The sequence below is a fragment of the Devosia sp. Root413D1 genome, assembly GCF_001425235.1.
Taxonomy (GTDB): domain Bacteria; phylum Pseudomonadota; class Alphaproteobacteria; order Rhizobiales; family Devosiaceae; genus Devosia_A.
The window spans coordinates 382530-407349 of record NZ_LMEA01000010.1; the positions used below are offsets into that span (position 1 = coordinate 382530).

General features: G+C 66.3%; 22 protein-coding genes. 9 read left to right on the plus strand and 13 right to left on the minus strand.

Going from position 1 to position 24820, the window contains the following annotated elements; translation table 11 throughout:
• Positions 1-75: 75 nt before the first annotated feature.
• Together ASC89_RS16550 and ASC89_RS16555 are read right to left on the minus strand one after the other, a co-directional pair.
• Positions 76-1251: an acetyl-CoA C-acetyltransferase gene (locus tag ASC89_RS16550; protein ID WP_055883220.1), complete on the minus strand. Its 1176-nt coding sequence runs from the start codon at positions 1249-1251 to the stop codon at positions 76-78.
• A complete protein-coding gene (locus ASC89_RS16555) occupies positions 1248-3188 on the minus strand; it encodes an acetoacetate--CoA ligase (protein WP_274532713.1) in 1941 nt (646 codons plus the stop codon). The genes ASC89_RS16550 and ASC89_RS16555 overlap by 4 nt, the downstream gene beginning before the upstream one ends.
• 67 nt (positions 3189-3255) lie before the next feature.
• On the opposite strand from ASC89_RS16555, the gene ASC89_RS16560 reads away from it, so the two are divergent.
• Together ASC89_RS16560 and ASC89_RS16565 are read left to right on the plus strand one after the other, a co-directional pair.
• Positions 3256-3846, plus strand: a complete 591-nt coding sequence (locus ASC89_RS16560) for a LuxR C-terminal-related transcriptional regulator (RefSeq protein WP_055883224.1) — start codon at positions 3256-3258, stop codon at positions 3844-3846.
• A complete protein-coding gene (locus ASC89_RS16565) occupies positions 3843-4583 on the plus strand; it encodes a 3-hydroxybutyrate dehydrogenase (protein ID WP_156384651.1) in 741 nt (246 codons plus the stop codon). The genes ASC89_RS16560 and ASC89_RS16565 overlap by 4 nt, the downstream gene beginning before the upstream one ends.
• 250 nt (positions 4584-4833) lie before the next feature.
• Here ASC89_RS16565 and ASC89_RS16570 read toward each other — a convergent pair whose 3' ends face one another.
• The 6 genes from ASC89_RS16570 to ASC89_RS16595 form a co-directional block, all read right to left on the minus strand.
• Complete coding sequence (locus tag ASC89_RS16570; RefSeq protein ID WP_055999712.1) at positions 4834-5259, minus strand: DUF1284 domain-containing protein; 426 nt, start codon at positions 5257-5259, stop codon at positions 4834-4836.
• Positions 5259-5840 carry a biotin transporter BioY gene (locus tag ASC89_RS16575; protein ID WP_055999715.1) on the minus strand — a complete coding sequence of 194 codons (582 nt, stop codon included), beginning with the start codon at positions 5838-5840 and terminating at the stop codon, positions 5259-5261. The genes ASC89_RS16570 and ASC89_RS16575 overlap by 1 nt, the downstream gene beginning before the upstream one ends.
• Positions 5841-6122: 282 nt before the next feature.
• Entirely contained in the window at positions 6123-6785 is a 663-nt protein-coding gene (locus ASC89_RS16580) for a GntR family transcriptional regulator (protein ID WP_055883231.1), read from the minus strand.
• Positions 6786-6939: 154 nt separating this feature from the next.
• Complete coding sequence (locus ASC89_RS16585) at positions 6940-7749, minus strand: ATP-binding cassette domain-containing protein (protein WP_055999718.1); 810 nt, start codon at positions 7747-7749, stop codon at positions 6940-6942.
• Between the two features lie 10 nt (positions 7750-7759).
• Complete coding sequence (locus ASC89_RS16590; RefSeq protein WP_055999721.1) at positions 7760-9163, minus strand: sugar ABC transporter permease; 1404 nt, start codon at positions 9161-9163, stop codon at positions 7760-7762.
• A 152-nt stretch (positions 9164-9315) separates the two neighbouring features.
• Positions 9316-10359 carry a substrate-binding domain-containing protein gene (locus ASC89_RS16595; RefSeq protein ID WP_055883235.1) on the minus strand — a complete coding sequence of 348 codons (1044 nt, stop codon included), beginning with the start codon at positions 10357-10359 and terminating at the stop codon, positions 9316-9318.
• A gap of 301 nt (positions 10360-10660) precedes the next feature.
• Between ASC89_RS16595 and ASC89_RS16600 the strand changes: the two genes are divergently transcribed.
• Genes ASC89_RS16600 through ASC89_RS16610 form a run of 3 tightly spaced genes read left to right on the plus strand, consistent with a single transcriptional unit; the run spans position 10661 to position 14728 of the window.
• A complete protein-coding gene (locus ASC89_RS16600) occupies positions 10661-11977 on the plus strand; it encodes a vanadium-dependent haloperoxidase (protein WP_056000032.1) in 1317 nt (438 codons plus the stop codon).
• Between the two features lie 4 nt (positions 11978-11981).
• Positions 11982-13577, plus strand: coding sequence for a CRTAC1 family protein (locus tag ASC89_RS16605; protein ID WP_055999724.1), 1596 nt, complete (start codon positions 11982-11984; stop codon positions 13575-13577).
• 11 nt (positions 13578-13588) lie between these two features.
• The gene (locus ASC89_RS16610) at positions 13589-14728 is read left to right on the plus strand and encodes an SEL1-like repeat protein (protein WP_055999727.1); all 1140 of its coding nucleotides are present in this window, start codon (positions 13589-13591) and stop codon (positions 14726-14728) included.
• A 12-nt stretch (positions 14729-14740) separates the two neighbouring features.
• Here ASC89_RS16610 and ASC89_RS16615 read toward each other — a convergent pair whose 3' ends face one another.
• The 3 genes from ASC89_RS16615 to ASC89_RS16625 are packed head-to-tail and all read right to left on the minus strand — an operon-like array spanning position 14741 to position 17095.
• Positions 14741-15448: a CE1759 family FMN reductase gene (locus ASC89_RS16615; RefSeq protein WP_055999729.1), complete on the minus strand. Its 708-nt coding sequence runs from the start codon at positions 15446-15448 to the stop codon at positions 14741-14743.
• The gene (locus ASC89_RS16620) at positions 15449-15901 is read right to left on the minus strand and encodes a MarR family winged helix-turn-helix transcriptional regulator (RefSeq protein ID WP_055999731.1); all 453 of its coding nucleotides are present in this window, start codon (positions 15899-15901) and stop codon (positions 15449-15451) included.
• Positions 15902-15904: 3 nt separating this feature from the next.
• Positions 15905-17095, minus strand: a complete 1191-nt coding sequence (locus tag ASC89_RS16625; RefSeq protein WP_055999734.1) for a CE1758 family FMN-dependent luciferase-like monooxygenase — start codon at positions 17093-17095, stop codon at positions 15905-15907.
• A gap of 370 nt (positions 17096-17465) precedes the next feature.
• Here ASC89_RS16625 and ASC89_RS16630 point away from each other — a divergent pair, with 370 nt between their 5' ends.
• The 3 genes from ASC89_RS16630 (at position 17466) to serA (ending at position 21616) form a co-directional block, all read left to right on the plus strand.
• Positions 17466-18566 carry a hypothetical protein gene (locus ASC89_RS16630; RefSeq protein ID WP_156384652.1) on the plus strand — a complete coding sequence of 367 codons (1101 nt, stop codon included), beginning with the start codon at positions 17466-17468 and terminating at the stop codon, positions 18564-18566.
• A gap of 180 nt (positions 18567-18746) precedes the next feature.
• Positions 18747-19931, plus strand: a complete 1185-nt coding sequence (locus ASC89_RS16635; protein ID WP_055999743.1) for a phosphoserine transaminase — start codon at positions 18747-18749, stop codon at positions 19929-19931.
• 98 nt (positions 19932-20029) lie between these two features.
• Positions 20030-21616, plus strand: coding sequence for a phosphoglycerate dehydrogenase (gene serA, locus ASC89_RS16640; protein ID WP_055883342.1), 1587 nt, complete (start codon positions 20030-20032; stop codon positions 21614-21616).
• Between the two features lie 233 nt (positions 21617-21849).
• Here the strand turns inward: serA and ASC89_RS16645 are convergent, their stop codons facing one another.
• Positions 21850-23100, minus strand: coding sequence for an epoxide hydrolase family protein (locus ASC89_RS16645; protein WP_055999746.1), 1251 nt, complete (start codon positions 23098-23100; stop codon positions 21850-21852).
• A gap of 169 nt (positions 23101-23269) precedes the next feature.
• The gene (locus tag ASC89_RS16650; RefSeq protein WP_055999749.1) at positions 23270-23767 is read right to left on the minus strand and encodes a cupin domain-containing protein; all 498 of its coding nucleotides are present in this window, start codon (positions 23765-23767) and stop codon (positions 23270-23272) included.
• 107 nt (positions 23768-23874) lie between these two features.
• Between ASC89_RS16650 and ASC89_RS16655 the strand changes: the two genes are divergently transcribed.
• Complete coding sequence (locus tag ASC89_RS16655; RefSeq protein ID WP_055999752.1) at positions 23875-24780, plus strand: LysR family transcriptional regulator; 906 nt, start codon at positions 23875-23877, stop codon at positions 24778-24780.
• Positions 24781-24820 lie beyond the last annotated feature (40 nt).

The following is a 24820-nucleotide window of genomic DNA, read 5'->3' on the forward strand; positions in this document are numbered from 1 at the left end:
GCAGCTGACATGCTAGGCCGACGCTCGTGACGTTGGCGTTATGCACAATGTCAGCAAAATATCAGCCAGCAGCACTCAGCGTTCGATGCAGATCGCCACGCCCTGGCCGCCGCCGATGCACAGTGTCGCGAGGCCGCGCCGGACGTTGCGCCGCTGCATCTCGTGCAACAGCGTCACCACCACCCGGCAGCCTGAAGCGCCGATCGGATGGCCGAGCGCGACGGCACCGCCATTGACGTTGACCTGTTCGAGCTCCCAGTCCATCGCCTTGACCACGGCCAGCGCCTGGGCGGCGAAGGCTTCGTTGAGCTCGATCAGGTCGAGATCGGCCGACCGCCAGCCGGCCCTATCGAGGGCCCGCTGCGCCGCGGTCGCAGCACCCAATCCCATCTCCATCGGCTCCAGCGCCGCCGAGGCGCAGGCGACGATCCGGCCAAGCGAGGTCAGCCCGAGCTGAGCTGCCTTGGCCTCAGAGGCCAGCAGTACCGCCGCCGCGCCATCATTGAGGCTGGCAGCATTGCCGGCGGTCACTGTGCCTCCGGCGTCGAAGGCCGGCTTCAACCTGGCCAGCGCCGCCAGTGTCGTGTCGGCGCGCGGCTGTTCGTCGGCGGCGACGAGCCGCGTCTCGCGTCGCTCGGTGACACTGACCGGCACGATCTCGCTGTCAAAGCGGCCCGCCGCGGCGGCGGCGACGGCTTTGTGGTGCGAGGCCAGGGCGAAGCTGTCCTGCGCCTCGCGTGAGATGTCGAATTTCTGCGCCAGCCCTTCGGCGGTGACGCCCATGGCGACGTGATTGAAGGCGTCGACCAGCCCGTCGACCATGATGCTGTCGGTGGCGGCGATGTCGCCGAGCTTGGTGGCGCGGCGCCCTGCCACGAGATGCGGCGCCTGCGTCATGCTCTCCTGCCCACCGGCAATGACCAGTTCGGCATCGCCCGCGCCGATCGCCTGTGCGCCGAGGTGGATTGCCTTCAGCCCTGAGCCGCAGACCTTGTTGACGCTGAAGGCCGGCACGCCGATCGGCAACCCGCCACCGATCGCCGCCTGGCGTGCCGGGTTCATGCCGGCGCCTGCCGTCAGCACCTGACCGATGATCGTTTCGTCGACAGTGGCCGGGTCGACGCCGCTGTCGGCGAGCACCTGCCGGATGGCGGCGGCGCCGAGCGCGCTGGAGCTCAGCTCGGCGAAAGCGCCGACGAAGCGGCCGATCGGGGTGCGGCGGGCCGCGACAATGTGAACCGGGTTGGTCATGTGGTGAGCTCCGCGAGGTTCTCGAACAGCTTCAGCGCCTCGGGGTTGGCGAGCCCCTCGACATTGCGGACGGGTCGGCCATGGACCACGTCGCGCACGGCCAGTTCGGTCAGCTTACCCGATCGGGTGCGCGGCAGGTCCGCCACCGCGATCACCTTGGCCGGCACATGGCGCGGACTGGCACCGCTGCGGATAGTGGTCCGGACCTTAAGCCGGAGGGCTTCGTCCAGCACTGCGCCGGGCACCAGCTTGATGAACAGCACCACGCGGGTGTCGTTCTCCCACTCCTGGCCGATGCAGAGCGCGCTGTCGATTTCGGGCAGTTCCTCGACCACGGCATAGATCTCCGCCGTGCCGATACGCACGCCGCCCGGGTTGAGCGTCGCATCCGAGCGGCCATGGATCATGATGCCGTGGTGCGCGGTGCGTTCGGCATAGTCGCCATGGGCCCAGACGCCGTCGAAACGCGAGAAATAGGCAGCGCGGTAGCGCGAACCATCGGGATCGTTCCAGAAGCCGAGCGGCATCGACGGAAACGGCGCGCGGCACACCAGCTCCCCTTTGCCCTCAGGCATCGGTCGGCCGTCCTCGTCGAACACATCGACCGCGAGACCCAGCCCCGGCGCCTGGATCTCGCCGCGCCACACCGGCAGCGTCGGCACACCGAGCACGAAGCTCGAGACGATGTCGGTGCCGCCCGAGATCGAGGCGAGGTGTACGTCGCGCTTCACGCTGCCGTAGACATAATCGAAGCAGTCCGCTGCCAGCGGCGAACCGGTGGAGAGGATGGCGCGCACCGATTCAAGGTCATGCGTCTCGATCGGCTTCAGCGCGAGCTTGCGTACCGAATCGAGGTAGCGCGCCGAGGTGCCGAACAGGGTGAAGCGCTCGGCCTCGGCATAGTCGAACAGCTGCGTCGGCTCGGGATGGAACGGCGAGCCGTCGTAGAGGCAGAGCGTTGCGCCGCAGCCCAGCGCCGAAGCCAGCCAGTTCCACATCATCCAGCCGCAGGTGGTGAAGTAGAACACCCGGTCGCCATCGTGCACGTCGCAATGCAGCCGGTGCTCCTTCAGATGCTGCAGCAGCGTGCCGACCGAGGAGTGGACGATGCATTTGGGTTTGCCGGTGGTGCCGGACGAGAACAGGATGAACAGCGGGTGGCTGAACGGCAGCCGGGTGAAGCGCACCGGCCGGGCGGCGTAGGGGGCGAGGAAGGTTTCCAGCGTCACCGCACCGTCAATGCGCCTGACGCAGTCGGTGGCGCGGCCGAGCAGGTCGATCACCACCGTTTGCGCCGGCGCCAGCGTTGCGGCCACTTCGGCAATAGTCGGGCCGATATCGATCGGCTTGCCGTTGTAGTGATAGCCATCGACCGTCACGAACAGCTTTGGCGCAATCTGGCTGAAGCGGTCGAGCACGCCGCGCGGGCCAAAATCCGGCGAGCATGACGACCACACCGCGCCGATCGAAGCGGTCGCCAGCATCATCGCCACTGTCTCGGGCAGGTTGGGCAGCATGCCGGCAACCCGGTCGCCCTGGCCGATGCCGAGCCCGAGCAGGGCCTGCTGCAGGCGCGACACCGCCTGGCGCAGTTCATCCCAGCTCCAGCGCCGCCGTGCGCCCGCTTCGTCGCGGAAGACGATGGCGTCGGCTGGCCCGTCCAGCCGCAACAGGTTCTCGGCGAAGTTGAGCGTCGCGTCGGGCATGAAGCGGGCGCCGGGCATCAGCTCGGCGTCGATGCTCTGCCGCTCGCCCTTGTCGCCGATCACTCCGCAGAAATCCCAGACGGCGCTCCAGAAGGCGCCGCGCTCGGTGATCGACCAGCGATGCAGCCCCCAGTAATCGTCGGGCGCACAGCCATGGCTGGCGTGGGTCGCCTCGGCGAACTGCCACAGCAAGGTGGCGCGCCGCCGCGCCGGATCCATCTGCCAGAGAATTTCAGCCTCCCGTTTTGAGGGACGCTAGTGCCTGTACTGGCTCGACAAGGAGTCGTATTTCTACTGCATGCATCCCCTCCCTCCCAGTCTTGGCAAGCTCGACCCCGGTGCGGCAGGCTTCGGCTACTCGCTCGCCGACATTCCGGTGCCCATCGTGTTCGCCGCCCATCGCATCATCAAGGACTGCAACGCGCCGTTCGCGACGCTGTTCGGCTATGAGCGCGGCGAGATGATCGGCGCCAGTTTCCGCCAGCTCTACCAGGATGTCGGCGATTTCGTGCGGGTGGGGGAGTTGTGGCGCAGCCATCTCGCCGCAGGCGCCATCTATTTCGACGAGCGGGTGATGCGGCGCAAGGATGGCAGCACGCTGTGGTGCCGCGTGCATGGCCGCTCCAACACCCCGGACGATCCGTTCGCCGAAGCCATCTACTGCTTCGAGCCGATGCAGCGCGGCATCCTGCCGACCGAGCATGTGCTCACCGGTCGGCAGCGCCAGATTCTGATGCTGGTGGCGCAGGGCCGCACCAGCGGCGAGATCGCCGCCGAGCTCAAGCTGTCACGCCGGACGGTCGAGGCGCATCGCGCCCGGCTGATGAAGACCATCGGAGTGCGCAACGGCGCCGAACTGATGGCGTGGTTCAACGAAAGGGAAGGGTGATGGGGGAACAGAAGACGGCGCTGGTGACCGGCGCATTGGGAGGCATCGGCTCGGCCATCGCGGCCCGGCTCGCGGCCGACGGGTTCCGCGTCGCCGAGCACGACATCGTCGAGCGCCGCGCCAACGACTATTTCCGTGCCGACCTCACGCAATCGGGGGCGGGTGAACACCTGGTCGCCGAGGTCATTGCCCGCTACGGCCGGCTCGATGTGCTGGTCAACAATGCCGGTGCGCAGAAGGTCGCCCCGGTCGTCGAGTTCGCCCGCGCCGACTGGGATCTGGTGCGCAGCCTCAGCCTCGATGCTTCGTTCGAATGCATCAAGGCGGCAGTGCCCGGCATGGTGTCGCGCGGCTGGGGCCGCATCATCAACATCGCCTCGGCGCATGGGCTGGTCGCCTCGCCGTTCAAATCGGCCTATGTCGCCGCCAAGCACGGGCTGGTCGGCCTCACCAAGAGCGTGGCGCTGGAAGTGGCGGAAGCCGGCGTCACCGCCAATGCCATCTGCCCCGGCTATGTCCGTACGCCGCTGGTCGAAAAGCAGATCGAAGATCAGATGCAGGTGCATGGCCTCAGCCGCGACGCAGTGGTCCGCGACATCATGCTGGCCTCGCAACCGACGCGGCGCTTCGTCGAGGCCGAAGAGATCGCGGGTTTGGCGTCGTATCTCGCCAGCGAGGCGGCGCGCTCGATTACCGGGACGACGATCGCGATCGATGGCGGGTGGACGGCGCGGTGAGGGAGGGTGTGCGACTGCCGTCAGTCGTTTTGCGCCGCGGTGCCACCCCCGCCCCCTCGCCCCTTTGGGGAGAGGGCGGCGGAGAGGCCGAAGGCCTCACCGCGGGGTGAGGGGCGCCAAGCACACCGGATGAAGTGCTGGTCGGCGCAGCGCTGGCAACTCCGTCCATAAGCGCGCTTGGCGCCCCTCACCCTGGCCCTCTCCCCAGAGGGGCGAGGGGACGCGAGATCACCGTCGATGCGACACACACTCAGCCGGTGGGGATCACCACCCCGGCAAACCCGCCTGCCGAGATGCCGGTGCACAGCCCATGCCACTCGCAGCCGACACACGCGGCGCGGGTGCGGCCGGTGGCAAAGGCTTCGCGCATCTGGCGCAGCAACACCGGATCCAGCACCACCGCCTCGCCGAGCTGCGGCGGCGTCGCCAGCAACTCACCGAGATCGCGCAAAGCCAGTCGATCGCGCTCGATGACGCTGTCGCGGTGGCAATGCGGTTCGGCATCAGCAAGCAGCGGGGCGCAGATGTCGTCCGGCTCCGCGACGATCAGCAGGTCTTCGCCATCGCCGATGCGGGCGGCGATGGCGTCGTAGTTGGCGGTGAACGCCGCGCTGTAGCCCTTGCCCACATAGGTCAGCAGGCAGAGCAGGTGATGCGGGCGCAACCGGATGGTCATCAGGCGGTGCGGGTCTTGCCGCGGGCGAGCAGCGCCAGCAGAGCGGCGCCAAGCACCGATTTCAGCACGCCGCCGACGATGAACGGGGCAACGCCACTGGTCCAGGCGACGTCAGCGCCGAACAGCACGGCAAGCCAGGCGCCACCGATGGCGAGGCACAGCGCGTTGCCGAGCAACATGCTGACGAAGGCCAGCAGCGGACGGCGGCCGTTCCAGCCGCGCTCGGCGAGCCAGCCAACGACGGCGCCGGCCACCGGGAAGGCGAACAGGTAGCCGGCAGTCGGGCCGACGAAGTGATGCGCTCCGGCGGCGCCGCCCGACAGGACCGGCAGGCCGACGGCCGCCTCGGCGAGCCAGGCGACGATGGTGATGGCGCCGAGCCGCCAGCCATAGAGCGCGCCGACCAGCATCACGGCGAAAGTCTGCATGGTCACCGGCACCGGCACCATCGGGACTTCGACATAGGAGGAGAGGGTCAGGAACAGCGTGCCCAGCACAACTGCCCCAATACGCCAGGCGAGCGGGCGGCTTTCGAGGTCGAGCGGGCTGAAAGCTGATGTCAGGGATACGGTATCGGACACGAGGGACGGCTCCTTGCAAGAATTATAGATAATCTGCGCTATCTATCGCTAAAGGAGTCCACAGCCGCGTGGGAATTGCAAGAGGGGGCGCGTTTTTATGGACTGGCTGGGAGAGTGGCAGCACGTAATGACCCACGAACTCGCCTCCTCAACCGGCTGTCATCCCAGCGAAAGCTGGGACCCAACTCTCCTCAGGTACGGGCTGTGAAATGGGTCCCAGCTTTCGCTGGGATGACACCGAGTGTGGGGATGGAAATAGCGCGAACTGACCGCCCAAACGCTCTAGCTCCGAGCGAACGCAGCCGCCTTGCGTGGCGCTGGTTTGCGGGGCTCCTGGCCACTCGAGCGGATGTGGCGCGCCAGCACCGTGGCCGCGGTTTCGATCTGTCCATCACGCAGCGCGGCGAGGATCGCCATGTGGTCGCGGTCGGTCGGCGCCTCCCATTCGGCCCGCCAGCCCGAGAACAGGAAGCGGGCGCTGGCGCTGTGCAGATCGTCGATGGTCTTGAGCAGCCGCGGCATGCCGCACGGTGCAATGATCAAGCGGTGAAAGGCCCGGTTCGCCTCCTCCCAGGCCTGCACGTCGCTGGCCTTGTCGCCGGCCTTGCTGATGGCTTCGGCCTCTGCGAGCATCGCCTTGGTCAGATGCGGGCCGGCCTGGCGCAAGGCCAGCACTTCGAGCGCCGCGCGCATCTCGGCGACCTCGCGGACTTCGTCGAGGCTGAAGCCGGCGACGCGCACGCCGCGGCGCGGCTCGCTCACCACCAGCCCCTGCGCCTCGAGCAGCCGGAACGCTTCGCGCACCGGCACGTGGCTGGCGCCGAACTCCTCGGCGATGTGGTCCTGCCGCAGGCGGGCGCCCGGCTGGATGTCGCCGGCAATGATCCGCTCGGCCAGCGCGCGGCTGATCCGGACGGAAACGGGATCGTCTTTGGCTGTGGTCATGATTTTATAGATAATTGATTGGCCGAGGGATGGCTACCGGCTGGTCAGCCGGAATTTCGTTGGGGCACGGCGGCTCGATAGCCGGCCATATTGACACCATGGGAAGCGGCACTCGCCCGGGGGCCGGTTCGCAGCGCCTCACCCCGGCATCGGTTCAGCTCTTGATGGCGCCTGGTCCGGGGATGGCGCCGGGCGGACATTTGCCGAGGATGATCATGCCCAGCACCTCGTCCTTGGTCACGTCGCCAACGCGAGCGGTGCCGACCACGCGGCCGTTCTTCATCACCGTGACGCGGTCGGCGAGGTCGAACACGTCGTGGATGTCGTGGCTGATCAGGAAGATGCCGATGCCCTGGGCCTTGAGCTGCTTGATCAGCTCGCCGACCTGCGCGGTTTCCTGCGGTCCAAGCGCCGCGGTGGGCTCGTCCATGATGAGGATGCGGGCGTTGAAATGGATCGCCCGGGCGATGGCGACCGACTGCCGCTGGCCGCCGGACAGCGACTTCACCGGCTCCTTGAAACGGCGAAAGTTGGGGTTCAGCCGGCCCATCACCTTGCGGCACTCGGCCTCCATGGCGATGTCGTCGAGGGTGCCCCAGCGCGTTCGCAGCTCGCGCCCCAGATAGAGGTTGGCGGCGGCGTCGACGTTATCGGCCAGCGCCAGGGTCTGGTAGATCGTCTCGATGCCGAATGCCTTGGCGTCGCGCGGATTGGCGATCTCGGCGTCCCTGCCGTCGATGCGGATGGTGCCCGAATCGCGTTTGTAGGCGCCGGACAGCACCTTGATCAGCGTCGACTTGCCGGCGCCGTTGTGACCGAGCAGGCCCACCACTTCGCCCGGATAGAGATCGATGGAAGCGTGGTCGACGGCCCTGATGCCGCCGAAAGCGATCGAGATGTCGTTCATCTCGACCAGCGGCGCAGCTTGCGAGGCGGAGTCGGCAGCAATGGTCTCGGTGGTCATGTTTGCCTCCTCACTTCACGCGTCGGCGATAGATCTGGTCGACGAATACGGCGAACACCAGCACAACCCCGACCACGATATTGGTATAGGCGGAATCGACGTTGAGCAGCGCCATGCCCGATTGCAGCGACTGCATCAGCAGGGCGCCGAGGATGGCGCCGAAGATGGTGCCGATGCCACCAGCCAGCGAGGTGCCGCCGATCACCGCTGCGGCGATCACATAGAGCTCGTTGAGGGTGCCGAGCGCCGTGGTTGCGGCGTCGAGGCGGGCCGAGGCGATGATCGCCGAGATGCCGACCAGCGCCCCCATCAGGGTGAACACCATGACGGTGAGCCGCTTGGTGTTGACACCGGCGAGCTCGGCCGCCTCGGGATTGCCGCCGGTGGCGAAGATGTAGCGGCCGAAGCGGGTGCGGCGGGCGACGAAGGTCATTACCAGCCCGACCGCCAGCATGATCAGCACCGGGATCGGGTAGCCGGTCTGGAAGGTCAGCCCGTCAAGGCAGGAGACGACCTTGTCAGCGGCCTGGCAGATGGCTTGCCCGGCCTTGTTCTCGACGCCCGGTGGAATGGGAATCTTGTTGTCGAGGGCGAAGCGCTCCGCGACACGGGGTGGGTAGAGGTAGGAGTTGACCACGGCGGTAGTGCCGAGCACCGCGGCGCAGCCGACCACGACGCTGAGGATCTCGGCCCAGACCGGCTTGGGCTTGAAGTTGAAGGTCAGCCGGCGCCGCCGGCCGGCGACAACCGCGAGGCCGATGCCGATGCAGGCAACGGCCGCCAGCGCCCAGCTCCAGACCGGGCCGATCGAGGCCGCCGGACCGTTGCCGCCGATCAGCTTGAAGGTCTTGTCCATCGGCGCGACGGTGACGCCGCTGGCAATGAGGAAGGCCGCGCCGCTGAAGGCGATCAGCCCACCCAGCGTCACGATGAAGCTCGGGATCTGCCCATAGGCGATCAAGACGCCGTTGAAGGCGCCGATGGCGGCGCCAAGCGCGATGGCGAACACCACCGCGATGATCCAGATCGCGGGGTGACCGACGCCGAGCATCGGCCCCAGTTCGAACACCTGCAGCACCCCGGTCGCCACCGCCACGATGCTGAGCATCGAGCCGACCGACAGGTCGATCTGGCGCAAGACGATGACCAGTACCATGCCGGTGGTCATCACCGCGATCACCGAGGTCTGCACCAGGAGGATCCAGAGGTTGCGCGAGGTGAGGAAGGAACCGCCGAACAGGCCGCCGCCACCGGGGCGCAGGATCGAACTGATGATGTCGAAGCCGACCCAGATCACCAGCATGGCGGCGAGCATGCCGAGCATGCGGGTATCGATCTCGGCGGCACGCATCAGCCGCGTCAGCAGACCCTCGTTGCTGGCTGCGGGACCACTGGTGTTTGATTGCTCCGTCATGCCCCATCCTCCAGCCGATCGTTGCGGCCGCCGTCAGCGAGGCCGGGCCTCGCCATGTCAATGCCGAGCGCCCTTCGCCCGGCGCCGAACGAGAAGGCCGCGCCACCCGATCAGGCGACGCGGCCGGTAGACATCAGATCAGGTCCGGCCGATCAGTTGCAGGCCGGGACCGAGCCGGCGGTCACGCCGGCGCAGGCCTGTTCCTTGGTGATGTGGCCGGCGTCGATGGCCACCTGGATGTTGTCCTTGGTGATCGGGGTCGGCGCGAGCAGAATGGCATTCATCTCGACGCCGTTCTTGCCGCCGCTGAACTTGGCGACGCCAGGAATTGCCGTCGGGTCGGTGCCGTCGGCCAGTGCGATCGCCGCATTGGCTGCGGTGGTGCCGAGATCGATCGAGTTCTTCCAGATCGAGACCAGCTGGGTGCCGAGCGCCACGCGGTTGATGGCGGCGAGGTCGCCGTCCTGACCGGTGACCGGAACCGAGCCCGCCATGCCCTGCGCATCGAGGGCTGCGACGACGCCCGAGGCCATGCCGTCGTTCTCGGAGAGCACGGCATCGACGCCATTATTGGTGGAGGTCAGGCACTGCTCCATGTTCTTCTGGGCATTGTCCGGCTTCCAGCCATCGGTGAAGGTCTCGCAGACATTGGTCACCTTGCCGCTGGCAAGGGCATCCTTGAGCACTTCCTGCATGCCCTGGAACAGGAAGGTGGCGTTCGGGTCACCCTTGTCGCCCTTGATGAAGGCGTAACGGCCCTCCGGTTTCACCTTCAGCGTTTCCTCGGCCATGATGCGGCCGACGCCGACATTGTCGAAGGTGATGTAAAGCGCGTTCGGATCCTCGAACTGCACGTCGTAAGCGATCGACTTGATGCCGGCGTCGCTGATCTTCTGGATCGAAGGCAGGATCGCGTCGGAGTCGTAGGCGACCACGAGGATCACATCGGGCTTCTGCGAGATCAGGCTCTCGATGTCGGCCGCCTGCTTCTGCGCCGAGCCCTGCGCATCGGTCGACAGGTAGGTGTCGCCGGCTGCCTCGACCACTTTCTTGATCGCTGCTTCGTCAGTTTTCCAGCGCTCTTCCTGGAAGGTTTTCCACGAGACGGCAATCGTCTTGCCCGCGGCCATCACCGCGGTCGAACTGGCGCTGATCAGCACAGCACCGGCAAGCAGCGTTAGGATCTTGAATTTCATTGCAGAGCCCTCCCAGACTCCGTGCGGAACCTCTGGCACGCGCGTCCACTGACCAGACAAACCACGCCGTCGTTCCGCAGCTTATGTGTCGATTTGCCTGTGAGGTACGCACACCGACGCTGCATCAGCCCCATCGGCAAGTCAATCTGCATCCCGTTGGTCGCAGATATTTATGCGAATCTCCGTCAATCCCGACTTTTGGCTGAGCCATTGACCGAGCGGCACTTGCCAGTTGAAATAGAGCCCACAGGAGGACGGTACAGCGGAGCAACACGCCGGCCGTGGAACTTTGGGGGGAATGATGCGAGCTCGCCGGATTGCCGCCCTTGGCGCGGCAGTGCTGTTGTGGTGTGCGACGAGCCTGGGGGCGCTCGCCGATGCGCGACCCGAGCCGGGCGCCATCCTCAGAGACTGGTACACGCTGATGAATGAGCTGGTCCGGCACACGGCGACCTATTCGCCGCCGGTCGCCAGCCGGTCTTTCGCCTATCTCGGGATCACGGCCTTCGAAGCCGCGGTGGGCGGTTCGGACAAGCTGGTATCGCTGGTCGGCCAGTTGCACGGGCTCGATGAGGTGCCGCAGCGTGAAGCCGGCGTCCCTTACGATGAGACGGTGGTGATCAGCGCCGCCATGTCGGACGCCATCGTCTTCTACTTCGGCAATACCGGGCCCACCGGCCAGCGCTCGATCAACCGGGCGCAGAGCAAATGGCGGGCGTTGGCTGTCGATGGCGTGCCCGAGGATGTGGTGACGCGCAGCGAAGCCTTCGGCAAGGCCATGGCGGCCGCGATCTTCGCCTGGTCCCAGAACGATGGCGGCGCCACGGTGCTCAATATGGGCTTTCCCTACGAGTATGAGCTGCCCAAGGGCGACGGCAAGTGGGCCCCGACGAACCTGATCCGCCAGCAGCAGCTGCCGCTGCTGCCGGACTGGGGCAATAACCGGACCTTTGCCACGCCCGATGGCGCCGCCTGCCCGACTGAGGGCAACCCCGCCTACAGCGCCGACCCCGCATCGGACTTCTACAAAGAGGCTGACGAAGTCTACCAGACGGTCAAGAACGCCACCCCGGAACAGGCGGCGATCGCCCGTTTCTGGTCCGATGACCCGATGCTGTCGATGACCCCGCCGGGCCATTGGGTCTCAATCGCGTTGCAGGTCGCCGACCGCGCCGACCTGCCGCTCGACGAAAATGTCGACCTGTTGGCCCGCATGGGCATCGCCATGTCGGACGCGTTTGTCGGCTGCTGGCAGCAGAAATATGCCTACAATCTGGTGCGGCCGATCACCTACATCAAAAAGGTGCTCGATCCCAAATGGGAGCCGATCCTCAACACCCCGCCATTTCCCGAGTATCCCAGCGGGCACAGCACCGTGTCGGGAGCCATGGACGCGGTGATGACGGCGTTTTTCGGCGAGAACTACGCCTTCGAGGATCAAACCGGCTCGCCGGACGGCAGGAACCCGCGCAAATACGCCAGTTTCCATGAGGCGGCCGAGGAGGCCGGCATTTCGCGGCTCTATGGCGGCATCCATTTCCGCTCGGCCATCGAGGATGGGCTGGTGCAGGGCCACTGCATTGCCGCCTACACCATCGCGCTCAAGACGAGGAAGTAGCACCATGCGCACCCCGCACAGTTCCGCTGCCGCCCTGGTGCTTGCCGGCTTCGGCCTTGTTCAACCCGCGGCGGCGCAGACGCCCGCGGTGCCCAAATTTGTCGACGAGACGGCAGCCTCCGGCATCACCACCAGCTATGACGGCGACTGGTTCTACATCGTCGGCGGCGGGGTCGCGGCCTTCGACTGCAACGGCGACAGCTATGCCGACATCGTGTTGCCGGGTGGCGCGTCGAAGGCGCAGCTCTACGTCAACACCAGCAAGCAGGGCGGCAGCCTGACATTTGCGCCCGAGGAGAGCGGGCTCGAGCTCGACAGCCTCGGCGGCTTCTATCCGGCTGATATCGACAGCGACGGGGTCACTGACCTCCTTGTGCTGCGGGTGGGCGAGAACCTGGTGATGCGCGGGCTGGGCGCCTGCAGGTTCGAGCGGGCCAACGAGGCGTGGGGCTTTGACGGCGGCGACGCGTGGACCGCATCGGCGGCGCTGACCTTCGAGCGCGGCTCGAGCTGGCCGACCATCGCGGTGGGCAATTACATCGACCGCAACGAGGATCTCTCGCCCTGGGGATCGTGCACCGACAATTGGCTGCACCGGCCAGGCGAAGCCGGCAAGTTCGCCGCACCATTGCCGCTGAAGCCAAGCTTCTGCGCGCTGTCGATGCTGTTCACCGACTGGGATAAATCCGGGACGCCGAGCCTGCGCGTCTCCAATGACCGCGAGTATTACGAGGGCGGCCAGGAACAGATGTGGCGCATCCTGCCCAGTGAGGCGCCCAAGCTCCTGACCCCCGCCGATGGCTGGAAGGTGCTGCGCATCTGGGGCATGGGCATTGCCAGCTACGACCTCGACGGCGATGGCTACCCCGAATACTTCCTCACCAGCATGGCCGACAACAAGCTGCAGACGCTGACCGCGCCAGGGCCGAAGCCTGATTACAAGGATGTCGCCTATGCCAGGGGCGTGACGGCGCACCGCCCCTATACCGGTGACGACCTCAGGCCCAGCACGGCCTGGCACGCACAGTTCGACGACGTCAACAATGACGGTCTGGTCGATCTGTTCGTCGCCAAGGGCAATGTCGACCAGATGCCGGATTTCGCCATGCACGACCCGGACAACCTGCTGCTGCAGGGCGCCGACGGCAAGTTCGTCGAGGTGGGCGACCAGGCGGGCATTTCCAACAACGGCAATTCCCGCGGCGCGGCCCTCGTCGATTTCAATATGGACGGGCTGCTCGACCTGGTGGTGGTCAACCGCCGTACCGGGGCGCAGGTCTGGCGCAATACCGGCGCGGAGGCTGGTGGCAACTGGATCGAGGTGGCGCTGCGGCAGCCCGCTCCGAACGTCGATGCGATCGGCAGCTGGATCGAAGTGAAGCGCGGCGACACGACGATGCGGCGGGAGCTGACGGTGGGTGGCGGCCATGCCGGCGGCCAGCTCGGCTGGGTGCATTTTGGCCTCGGCGACGCGACCGCATCGAGCGTTGCGGTGGTCTGGCCGGATGGAACGCGCAGCGAATGGCTCGACCTCGCGGCCGGCGGCTTCTACGTGCTGGAGCGCGACAAGCCGGCTGCCCCGCTCAGCCCGCACGACTGAGCCGGGCGACGATGTCGCTCGCCAGACGTCTCGCGCTGCCGGTCCTGCTGCTCGGTCTCCTCGCCGGCGGGGCAACCGCAGGCGAGGCGGAGGGGATGCTCGCCTATCAACGGGGCGAATTTGAAGCCGCGATGCGCGAACTGAAGCCGGCCGCTGCCGCAGGCAGTGTACGGGCGCAGACGACGGTCGGCTTCATGTACGCGACGGGCAAGGGGGTCGCCCAGGATGCGGTCGAAGCCATGCGCTGGCTTGGCCTCGCCGCAGCCAAGGGCGATGCCGAAGCGCAGTACAACCTCGGCTATGTCTACGACGCCGGCCTCGGTATCGCGAGAAACCCGGCCGAAGCGGTCAAGTGGTACCGGCTGGCGGCGGAGCAGGGCCGCGCCGACGCGCGCTACAACCTTGGCGCGCTCCTCAAGGACGGTGGCGAGGGCGTGCCGCAGGACGCTGTCGAAGCGGCCAGATGGTTCCGCCTTGCCGCCGCTGAGGGCGATGCCTATGCCCAGCTGGCACTGGGGCTGCTCTACCTCCGCGGCAGCGGCGTCGCGCAGGATTTTGCCGAAGCGCTCAACTGGGTGCGCCAGGCCTCCGACCAGGGCTACGCGGCGGCGCAGTTCAACCTGGGTAGCATGTATTTCGAGGGGCACGGGGTCGACCGCGACGAGGTGGAGGCGGTGCGGCTGTTCGAGCTGGCGGCCGGGCAGGGCTATGCCCCGGCGCAGTTCAATGTCGGCATTTCGTACCACACCGGACGCGGTGTCGCTCCCGACGACGTCGAGGCGGCCAGGTGGTTCAAGCTCGCCGCCGACCAGGGCCATGCCCCGGCACAGGCCAACCTGGCGATGCTCTACGACCACGGCCAGGGCGTACCGCAGGACGACCAGCAGGCGGTCTTCTGGTACTCGCTGGCCGCCAACCAGGGCGACGTCTACGGGCAATATGGGCTGGGTGCCATGTACCGGAACGGCTATGGCGTAGGCCAGGACGATGTCATGGCCTATATGTGGACCAGTCTCGCCGCCCAGTACGGCCTGCCGATCGCAGTGAAGGATCTCGATACCCTGACCGCGAGAATGAGCCCGGCCGAAATCGACCAGGCCCGTTCGCTCGCCATTGCCTGGGTACAGCGCTGGCGCAGCACGTCGCCCTGACGATCGGCAGGCTCAGGAGCCGGACGACGATCCGCCGGCCGCCAGCCGCATCAGGTCGGTGTCGAAGTTCACGTCAGCGGCCGAGCGCTCGGCCTGCGCGGCGTTGCCGGCGAACTGATGCTGATAGCCATCCCAGGCGGCATTGACGATGGCGCGTCCGACGCCCGACGCGACGAACTGGGCGAGTTCGGTGGCGGCGCGATCGATGCGCTTGCCGAGATCGGGTGCGCCCCAATCCTCCGGCGCCGCAAAGATCGAGGTGGGGACGGGGACGGCGCGGAGGAACGCGAACAGCGGCCGCATCTGCTCGTCGGCGACCATGGCGTGGCGGGCGGTGCCGGCCGTTGCGGCGAGGATCACCGGCTTGGCGATCAACAGGTCGTTGTCGACGAGGTCGATGAAGGATTTGAACAGCCCGCTCATCCCGGCCTTGTAGACCGGGGTGGCGGCGACGATGGCGTCGGCGCCGGCCAGGCTATCGATGGCGGCCTGCAGCTTGTCGCCGGGGAAGCCGGCGACGATGGCCTTGGCGATGTCGATCGCCAGCGGCGCGAGGTCGATGATGGTGAGCGAGGTGGCGAGGCCGGCTCCCGCCAGCCGGTCGAGGCTCTGCTGCGCGATGCGATCAGCCAGCATGCGGGTCGATGACGGATCGCTGACCCCGGCATTGATGACGACGAGGCGGGCGGGGTGCTCGGGACTCTGGAACGGCTTGGTCATCTAGACCTCCGGCGTTGCCGGCGACCCCGCGAGCAAATGCTCGCAGAGATCGCGCAATTGGACGAGTTGCTGATCGCTGAGGCGACAGGTCATCGCCTCGGCGACATGGCGGCCATGCCTGGCGCCGACGCGCTTCTGCAGGTGCGCGCCGGCCTTGGACAGGCTGAGGATGCTGGCGCGGGCATCCTCAGGGTCGGCCTGACGGTCGATCAGGCCGCGGGCTTCGAGCCGCGACACCGACCTCGAGAGCCCCGCCTGGCTGATGAGGATGTCCTTGCCGAGTTCAGACATCCTAAGGCCGGTCTTTGCCGTCGAGAGGGCGTAGAGCACGCCGTAATCGGTGGGCACGAGGTCGCCCCAGGCGTCGCCGGCGTGCAGCTCGGCGGCAATGGTCATCTGCGCGCGGAACAGCGCCTCCCAGGCCTCGTTCGCCAATCTGGTGTCGCTGGCCATGGCTCAGCCCACCAGCGGCAGCTTGGCGGCGAGGGCCGGGTCGGTGTCCTGGTAGGGCCGGGCGCCGGTCAGATTGTCGCCGCGGTTGGGGTTGGGCGTCGGCTGTCGCGCCGGGGCGTCGCCGTACTTGGCGGCGACCAGGCTCGCGTGCGTCGGCGCCTCGGCGGCGCCAGACGAACGCCGCGAAGCCATCTCCTTGCGCAGCACCGGCACCACTTCGATGCCCAGCAGCTCGACCTGCTCCAGCGCCGCCTCGAGCGGCAGGCCCATGGCGTCGACCACCCAGAGCTGGCGCTGGTAATCGCCGAAGGCCTCGCGGAAGCTCAGCGTCTTGTCGATGATCTCCTGCGGGCTACCGACGCTGAGCGGCGTGTTCTTCGCATATTCCTCGAGGCTGTAGCTCGAGCCATAGATCGGGTTGCCCTCGAAGAACGGCCGGAAGCGCTCATGGGCATCCTGCGAGTTTTTCGCGATGAAGGCGTGTCCGCCCAGCCCGACAATGGCCTGCTCCTTGCTGCCGTGGCCATAGTGCTCGAAGCGCTCCCGGTAGAAGTTGACCAGCGGCAGGAAATGGAAGTTGGGCGCGAGGACATTGTTGGCGAAATAGCCATTGCCGTAATAGGCCGCCTGCTCGGCGATCTCTGGGGTGCGGATCGAGCCGTGCCAGACGAAGGGCGGCACGTCGTCGAGCGGCCGGGGGATGGCGGTGAAGCCCTGCAGCGGCGTGCGGGACTTGCCCTGCCAATCGACCACATCCTCACGCCACAGCCGATGCAGCAGGTTGTAGTTCTCGAGCGCCAGCGCCACGCCGTTGCGGATGTCCTGGCCGAACCAGGGATAGACCGGCACGGTGTTGCCGCGGCCCAGCATCAGGTCGACCCGGCCCTTGGCCAGGTGCTGCAGCATGGCGTAATCCTCGGCGATCTTCACCGGGTCGTTGGTGGTGACCAGCGTCACCGAGGTCGACAGGATGATGCGCTGCGTCAGCGCCGCGATATGGGCGAGCAGCGTCGTCGGCGAGGACGAGAAGAAGGGCGGGTTGTGATGCTCGCCAATGGCGAACACGTCGAGACCGACCTCGTCGGCGCGCTGCGCGATGCGGCCGATGGCATCGATCCGCTGGGCTTCGCTGGGGGTGTTGCCGGTGAGCGGGTTGCGGGTGACGTCGCTGACCGAGAAGATTCCGAACTGCATGACATGCCTCCTAAGGCTGCGGTTGCGGAATATATATGTATGCGCATGCATCTATCAAGGTCGGCAATTGACCTGGAGCGGCGTGGTCAACCAAGGCGCCCCAGCCGCAACATGCCTAACCGTCATCCTGGCACGCTCAAACAAACTTCTGACGAGCGGCCCTGCTGTGGCGCCTAGATGCAGCCAAGCCAGTAGATCGAGGATATCGCGAGGCCAACACGTCGTTCGGACCAGTGACAAGTAGTGTGCGCTGCCGCCTGATCTATGTGCTGCAAGATACGCTCCCGAAAGGCGTGGAGACTCTAGTTAATTCTGGCAATCTCTGATCGGAGCTGAGATATTGTCGGCAGAATTGGGGATGAGAGAAATCATGTCAGGCAATAAGATCGGCAAGAGAATTGTCGGCGTTCTCTCAATCCTGATCGCGGCTGCCAGTGCGGCCCTGGCTGACGACCTTCCCGCGCAGACAATCAAGCCTGCCGGCACCACTGTACTCTTCGCCCAGACCATGGACTGGTTCGACCCCACACACTTCGTTGTCGGACGGTGGGATGGAACGCTGTCGTTATTCCGGACGCCCAAGGCAGGAGAGTGGGGACCCATGGTTACCCAGGCGATGGCCCTGCCTTCGGGGCAGGGTGTCGAAATGGTGGCAGCAGTTGATGGCTCGACGATCGTATCGTCCGATGGTCGAGAAAGCCTCGCCGTGTGGCGCCGAGACGGGGCAGCCGATGCAGAGCAAGACTTCGAGCTTGTCGCCAACCTGCCTTACGATCCGACTTACGGACCCGCCAATAGCGGGCTCATCACCGAAGTCGACGGCGCCAAGCTGCTGGTTACTGGTCATGAAAGTGGTGCCGTCATCTACTGGCAGCAGGGTCCTGACGGCGGTTTCTCGATCCTGAGGCACATCAACGTCGCCTCGCCCAATGCACCGTCCAATCCGTGGCAGCTGCATAATGTGAGGGGCCTCGCGCTCTGGAACGACACCACGGTCGTCACCGGGTCAGAAGATGGCGATCTGGTGGGGCTCAGCGTTCGGGATGGCAGCGAGCTGTTCCGAGTTCGCTATAACGAGAAGGCGCAGCGCGGGATCAACAACATCTCGGTTCTGGGCAACTGGCTTCTGGTGGTGAACTGCGCCGTGGGCAGCGCCGACAAGAACCTCTGGCTGTTCGACCTGTCCTCCGGAACGCCCGTCCTTAGCGACGCGGAGAATCTCGCCCTCGACCTATCGCGATCCCAGGTGTTCAACTTCGACGCCGATCTGGTTGCGGGAGCCGACGGTCCGATGTTCTTCAGCAGCACAGAAGAAGGACTCCTATGGGTGGGCGGAATCGAAGGCGGTCAATTGATCGTCACGGGGATCACCAAATCCTCACCCGAGGGCGGGTCCGTCGTCGACGTCGCTCCAGGCGGGGATCTGGTTGCCGTGGCGACCTACGCGCTGCGCCTGTTTGAAGTGCGATAGGCGCTCCCAGTCACGTCGACGTGGCGTTGTGCGAGGCAGGTGACCGGCACAGGTATTGTCGTCGCGGAATTCGCTCCGTCTCCGACTTTTGGACGCTTGACGCGCTTACGTCATGAGGAGTATCTGCCCGTCTCAGGACACCTTGCCCTAACGCAAGGCTTTCGACCTGGGAGGGTCGCCATGGCTGATTTGCCCCTGACTGCGCCGGCAGTGAAACCGGCTAACCCCAATTTTTCGTCGGGCCCCTGTGCCAAACGTCCTGGCTGGACGGTGGACGTGCTCGCCAACGCGCTGGTTGGCCGCTCGCATCGCGCCAAGCCGGCCAAGCAGCGCATCGAGAAGGCCATCGCGCTGACGCGTGAGCTGCTCGAAGTCCCGGCGGACTACCTGATCGGCATCGTCCCAGCTTCCGATACCGGCGCCGTGGAGATGGTGCTGTGGTCGATGCTCGGCGCCCGCGGCGTCGACATGCTGGCCTGGGAATCGTTCGGCGAGGGCTGGGTCACCGACGTGCAGAAGCAGCTGAAGCTGCAGAACGTCCGCACCCTGACCGCCCCCTATGGCGAGCTGCCGGACCTCTCGACCGTCAATTTCGACAATGACGTGGTGTTCACCTGGAACGGCACCACCTCAGGCGTCCGGGTGCCGAACGCCGACTGGATCCCGGCCGATCGCAAAGGCCTCACCATCTGCGACGCGACCTCTGCCGCATTTGCGCAGAACCTCGATTTCCAGAAGCTCGATGTGATCACCTTCTCCTGGCAGAAGGCGCTGGGTGGTGAAGCGGCGCATGGCGTGCTGATCCTCAGCCCGCGCGCCGTCGAGCGGCTCGAGACCTACAAGCCGGCCTGGCCGTTGCCCAAGATTTTCCGCATGACCAAGGGCGGCAAGCTCATGGCCGATATCTTCGAGGGCGCCACCATCAACACCGTGTCAATGCTGTGCATCGAAGACGCGGTGGACGCGATGGAATGGGGCAAGACCGTCGGCGGGCTGAAGGGCATGCAGGCGCGCGCCGATGCCAATGCCAAGGTGCTGGCCGATTGGGTGGCCAAGTCCGACTGGGCGGCCTTCCTCGCCAAGAACGAGGCCGAGCGTTCGAACACCTCGATCTGCCTCGTGATCAAGGACCCGGCGATCACCGCGCTCTCCGACGACGCGCAGGCGGCTTTCGCCAAGGCGATCGTCTCGCGGCTCGACAAGGCCGGCGTCGCCTATGATATCGGCGGCTACCGCGATGCTCCGACGGGGCTGCGCATCTGGGCCGGCTCCACGGTCGAGACCGCCAACCTTGCGGCGCTGACCCCGTGGCTCGACTACGCCTTCGCCGCCGAGAAGGCCGCGCTGGCACAGGCTGCCGCCTAAGCACCATTGCTTCCAGCCGCCCCACCGGGGCGGCTCACTTCCCCAAGTTTCACGCGGTCTGAGGTCAAGCCCGGAGCCGCAACAGCATGGAGGGCGACATGCCCAAGGTTCTCGTTTCGGACAAGCTGTCGAAGACCGCGGTCCAGATCTTCAAGGACAACAATATCGACGTCGACTACCTGCCCGATCTCGGCAAGGACAAGGACAAGCTGTTCGAGGTGATCGGCCAGTATGACGGCCTCGCCATCCGCTCGGCGACCAAGGTGACCGACAAGATCCTCAGCGCCGCCAAGAACCTGAAGGTGATCGGCCGCGCCGGCATCGGCGTCGACAACGTCGATATCCCGGCCGCCACCAAGGCCGGCATCATCGTGATGAACACCCCGTTCGGCAACTCGATCACTACCGCCGAGCACGCCATCTCGCTGATGCTGTCGCTGGCCCGGCAGATCCCCGAAGCCGACGCTTCGACCAAGGCATCGAAGTGGGAAAAGAACCGCTTCATGGGCGTCGAGGTCACCAACAAGACGCTTGGCCTGATCGGCGCCGGTAATATCGGCTCGATCGTTGCCGACCGGGCGCAGGGCCTCAAGATGAAGGTCGTGGCGTTCGACCCGTTCCTGACGCCCGAGCGCGCACAGGCCATCGGGGTCGAGAAGGTCGAGCTCGACGAGCTGCTGAAGCGTGCCGATTTCATCACGCTGCACACGCCGCTGATCGACGCGACCCGCAACATCATCAATGCCGAGGCCATCGCCAAGATGAAGGACGGCGTGCGCATCATCAACTGCGCCCGTGGCGGCCTCGTCGATGAAGCGGCGCTCTATGAGGCGCTGAAATCGGGGAAGGTGGCGGGCGCGGCGTTCGACGTGTTCGTCGAGGAGCCGGCGCAGAACAACCCGCTGTTCGAGCTCGCCAACTTCATCGCCACCCCGCACCTCGGCGCTTCGACCACCGAAGCGCAGGAGAACGTGGCGCTGCAGGTGGCCGAGCAGATCTCGGCCTATCTCAATACCGGCGAGATCACCAATGCGCTGAACTTCCCCTCGATCACCGCCGAGGAAGCGCCGCGGCTGACCCCGTGGGTGAAGCTCGCCGAGGCGCTCGGCTCGTTCGCCGGCCAGCTGACCGAGACCTCGATCAAGGGCATCCGCCTCGAGTACGAGGGCAATGTCGCGGCGCTCAACACCAAGCCGATGACCGCCGCGGCGATCAACGGCGTGTTGAAGCCGCAGGTGGCCGAGGTGAACATGGTTTCGGCGCCGCAGATCGCCAAGGATCGTGGCATCAATGTCGAGATCATCACCCGCGACCAGCAGGGTGCCTATGAAGGCTATATCCGCCTCACGGTGATCACCGAGCGGCAGGAACGCGGCATTGCCGGCACCATCTTTGCCAACGGAAAATCGCGCATCATCCAGGTCAAGGGCATCAACATGGATGCCGAACTGACCCCGTCGATGCTCTACGTCACCAACGAGGACAAGCCGGGCCACATCGGCCGGCTCGGGACGCTCCTCGGCAACCTCGGCATCAACATCGCCAACTTCAACCTCGGCCGCGCCGAGGTGGGCGGCGACGCGATTGCGCTGTTGTCGATCGATGGCGAGGTCACGGCGGAGCAGCTCAAGGAAATTGCCGGGCTCCCCGGCGTGCGCCAGGCCAAGGCCGTGGCGTTCAACTAAGCCGCAGGGTTGGGTTCATACGGAAAGGCCGGGCATTGCCCGGCCTCTTTTTGTTTGCCCAGGAGCCGGTGCGGGCTGACCCCCACCCCTGTCCCCTCCCCGCAAGGGGACGACGAGAGGTCGCCCCGGGGGGAGGGAGACCCTCACACCAGCACTTCAGTCTGCGTCTCCCTCCCCCTTGCGGGGAGGGATTAAGGGTGGGGGTCGGCAACCACCGGCTGTTTGGGATAATCCTAGCCGCGCAGCGGACGGAAGAACGTCTTGAGATCCCCGGCCAACAGTGCCGGTTCTTCCATCGCCGGGAAGTGTCCGCCCTCGGTGAACTCGCTCCAGTGGCCGATCTGCTGTTGTGGGTCGAACAGCGGGCGGACCAGGTCGCTGGCGTTGAACACCGCGACGCCGCGCGGGGTGGCGCTGGGCGGGGCCCAGCCCATGGCCTTGAAGGCTTCCCACAGTGCATTGGCCGAAGCGGAGCCGCCGCCTCCGTACCAATAGAGGCTCACATTGGTGAGGAACTGGTCGATATCGACCGCCGCTTCGATCGTCGCCTTGTTCGGGTTGGTCCAGGCCTCGAACTTCTCGGCGATCCAGGCGAGCTGGCCGATCGGCGAGTCGTTCAGCGCATAGCCCAGCGTCTTGGGCCGGGTCGACTGGATGGCGATGTAGCCGTTGCGATCGGCGACCTTGGCCAACAGGGCGCCGGCGCGCTCTTTCTGCTCGGCGGTGAGCGCCGGGTTCTGCTGGAGGTCGCCGCCCATGAACGAGGCGACGGCGATGACGCTGTCGAGGTCGGTGCCGAGATGCAGCCCAATGGCGCGGCCATTGGTCAGCACGTCGAGCTGCGCCGCGACGTCGGAGCCCATATCGGTGCCGTGCACGGCGAAGCGGTCATAGCCGAACTGGTTGAGCAGCTCGACGATGGCGGCGGCGGTCTTGCCGGCGGTCCAGCCGGGCTGCCGCGGGGCAGGGGAGAGGCCGAAACCGGGAGCGGTGGGGATGATGAGGTGGAAGGCGTCTTTGCCGTCCGCCGGGTTGGTCAGCGGCTCGACCAGCTTCAGGTATTCGATGCCCGAACTCGGCCAGCCATGGCAGAGCACCAGCGGCATGGCGTCGGCGTGCCTGGAACGGATGTGGAAGGCGTGCACATGCTCGCCCTCGAACTCGAGCATCACCTGGTCGTAGCGGTTGAGTTCAGCCTCCTGGGCGCGCCAGTCGAAGGCGGCCCAGCGCTCGGCCAGCTGCCGGAGGTAACCGCCGGGGATGCCGCGCTCCCAGGTGTCCGGGGCAACCTCGACCGGCCAGCGGGCGCTGCGCAGGCGATATTGCAGGTCGGCGATATCGGCGTCGGCGATGGCGAGCTTGAACGGCTTGGCGGTGGTCATGGTGGTCTCTCCTCGGGCTGCGGAATGGGCGATGGCCGTGAACGCCGGCACCAGGGCTGCGGCGATGGCGGACTTGATGAGGGATCGACGGGTCAGGGGCATTTCCGGGTCATCCTCGCTGTTTCGGCGCCGGTCTCTGCCGGCCCCAGAACCATGCGCCGGTGCTGCTGACAGAGCCTGTCAGCAGCACCGGGACGAACCAATTCTGCCGCTCGAAATGCGACGTCCCCGCGGCTTCCCACGGGGACGTTTGCATGCGCAGCTAAGTCGATCAGTCGCGGCTGAGGGGTGGTCCGAGCAGGGTCATGCCGTGACGGGTGAACACGGCCGCGATCGCTGCACGGTCGGGATTTGCCGCCCGCGCCACCGGCCCCAGTTCCTCGTAGAACTTGTGGCCGCCGCCCGGCACATAGACCACCAGCACCTCGGCCGGCTCGTCGGTGAGGTTGAGGAAGGCGTGCGGTATGCCGGCGGGCAGATAGACGAAACCGCCTTCTTCGAGGATTTCGGTCTGCTCGCCGCAGCGCACCTTGAACCGCCCCTTCAGCACCTGCAGCGTTTCCTCCTGCAGGTGATGGACGTGCAGCGGCGGGCCGCCATGCGGCGCCACCTCGACGACGAAATAGTCGAACTTGCCGGCAGTGTCTTCGCCGGTCACCTTGAAGATGAGATCACGCCCGGGACCCGACTGCAGCCGCAGCCCCGCCTCCGGCGTCAGGAATTTCGGCTTGAGCATCACGTCGTTCGATTGTTCGCGCACTACCTGCATTCAGACCTCCCTGGCGTTGAATTTGTTGCCGTCGCCACATTCGCGCCGCGGCCCGCTCACGTGCTACAGCAAAGACTGATAGGCCGTTTTTCATTTCTGGGGTTGCCATGGAATGGGATGATCTCCGGCACTTCCTGGCCGTGGCGCGCACCGGCAGCCTCACCGATGCGGCGCGTGCCCTCAAGAGCAGCGCCGCGACGGTCGGCCGGCATGTGGAGGCGCTCGAGGAAAAGCTCGGAGCGCAACTGTTCGAGCGGCGGTCCACCGGGTACCTGTTGACCGAGACCGGCACTGCCGTCCTCGCCAAGGCGGAAGAGGCCGAAGCAGCGGTGCTGTCGCTCGAACGCGAGACGATGGGCGCCGACCAGCGGCTCTCCGGCCGGGTGCGGGTGGCCACCACCGAAGACCTCGCCACCATGGTGATCGTGCCGGCCCTGCCGAGCTTTTGCAGCTGCCATCCGCTGATCTCGCTCGAGGTGCTGGCGCGGCTTGACCTCTCGAGCCTGACGCGCCGCGATGCCGACCTGGCGCTGAGGACGGTCCGCCCGGACAAGGGCGAGTTGCTGATTCGACGGGTGGGGGCAGTCGATCTCGCCGTCTACGCTTCGCCTGGCTATGTCGTCTCCCGGCACCTGGAAGAGGGGGCGGTGGATTTCGGCAAGGTCGAGATCGTCTCGTGGATCGAGGAGATGGCCAACCTTCGGGGTGGCGCCTGGCTGGCGGAGCATGCCGCCGCCGCGCGCATCGCGCTCCGCGTCAACACAACGCGACTGTTGTTCGATGCCTGCCGAGCCGGTCTCGGCCTCGCCATTCTGCCGTGCTTCGGCGCCGACGGCGATCAGGGCCTCGTTTGCGTGGTGCCGCCCGAGCAGGTGATCTCAATCGATGCCTGGCTGGTGATGCATCGCGACCTGGCACGAACCGCGCGGGTGCGAGCCGTCGCCGATTTCATCGTCTCGCTCGGGCCGAGGCTGTCGCGTCGGCCGTCGCCGGGAGACCGGGACTGGCACTAGCAAAGCGCCCCCGCGGGAGACCCGCGAGGGCGGTTGCCGG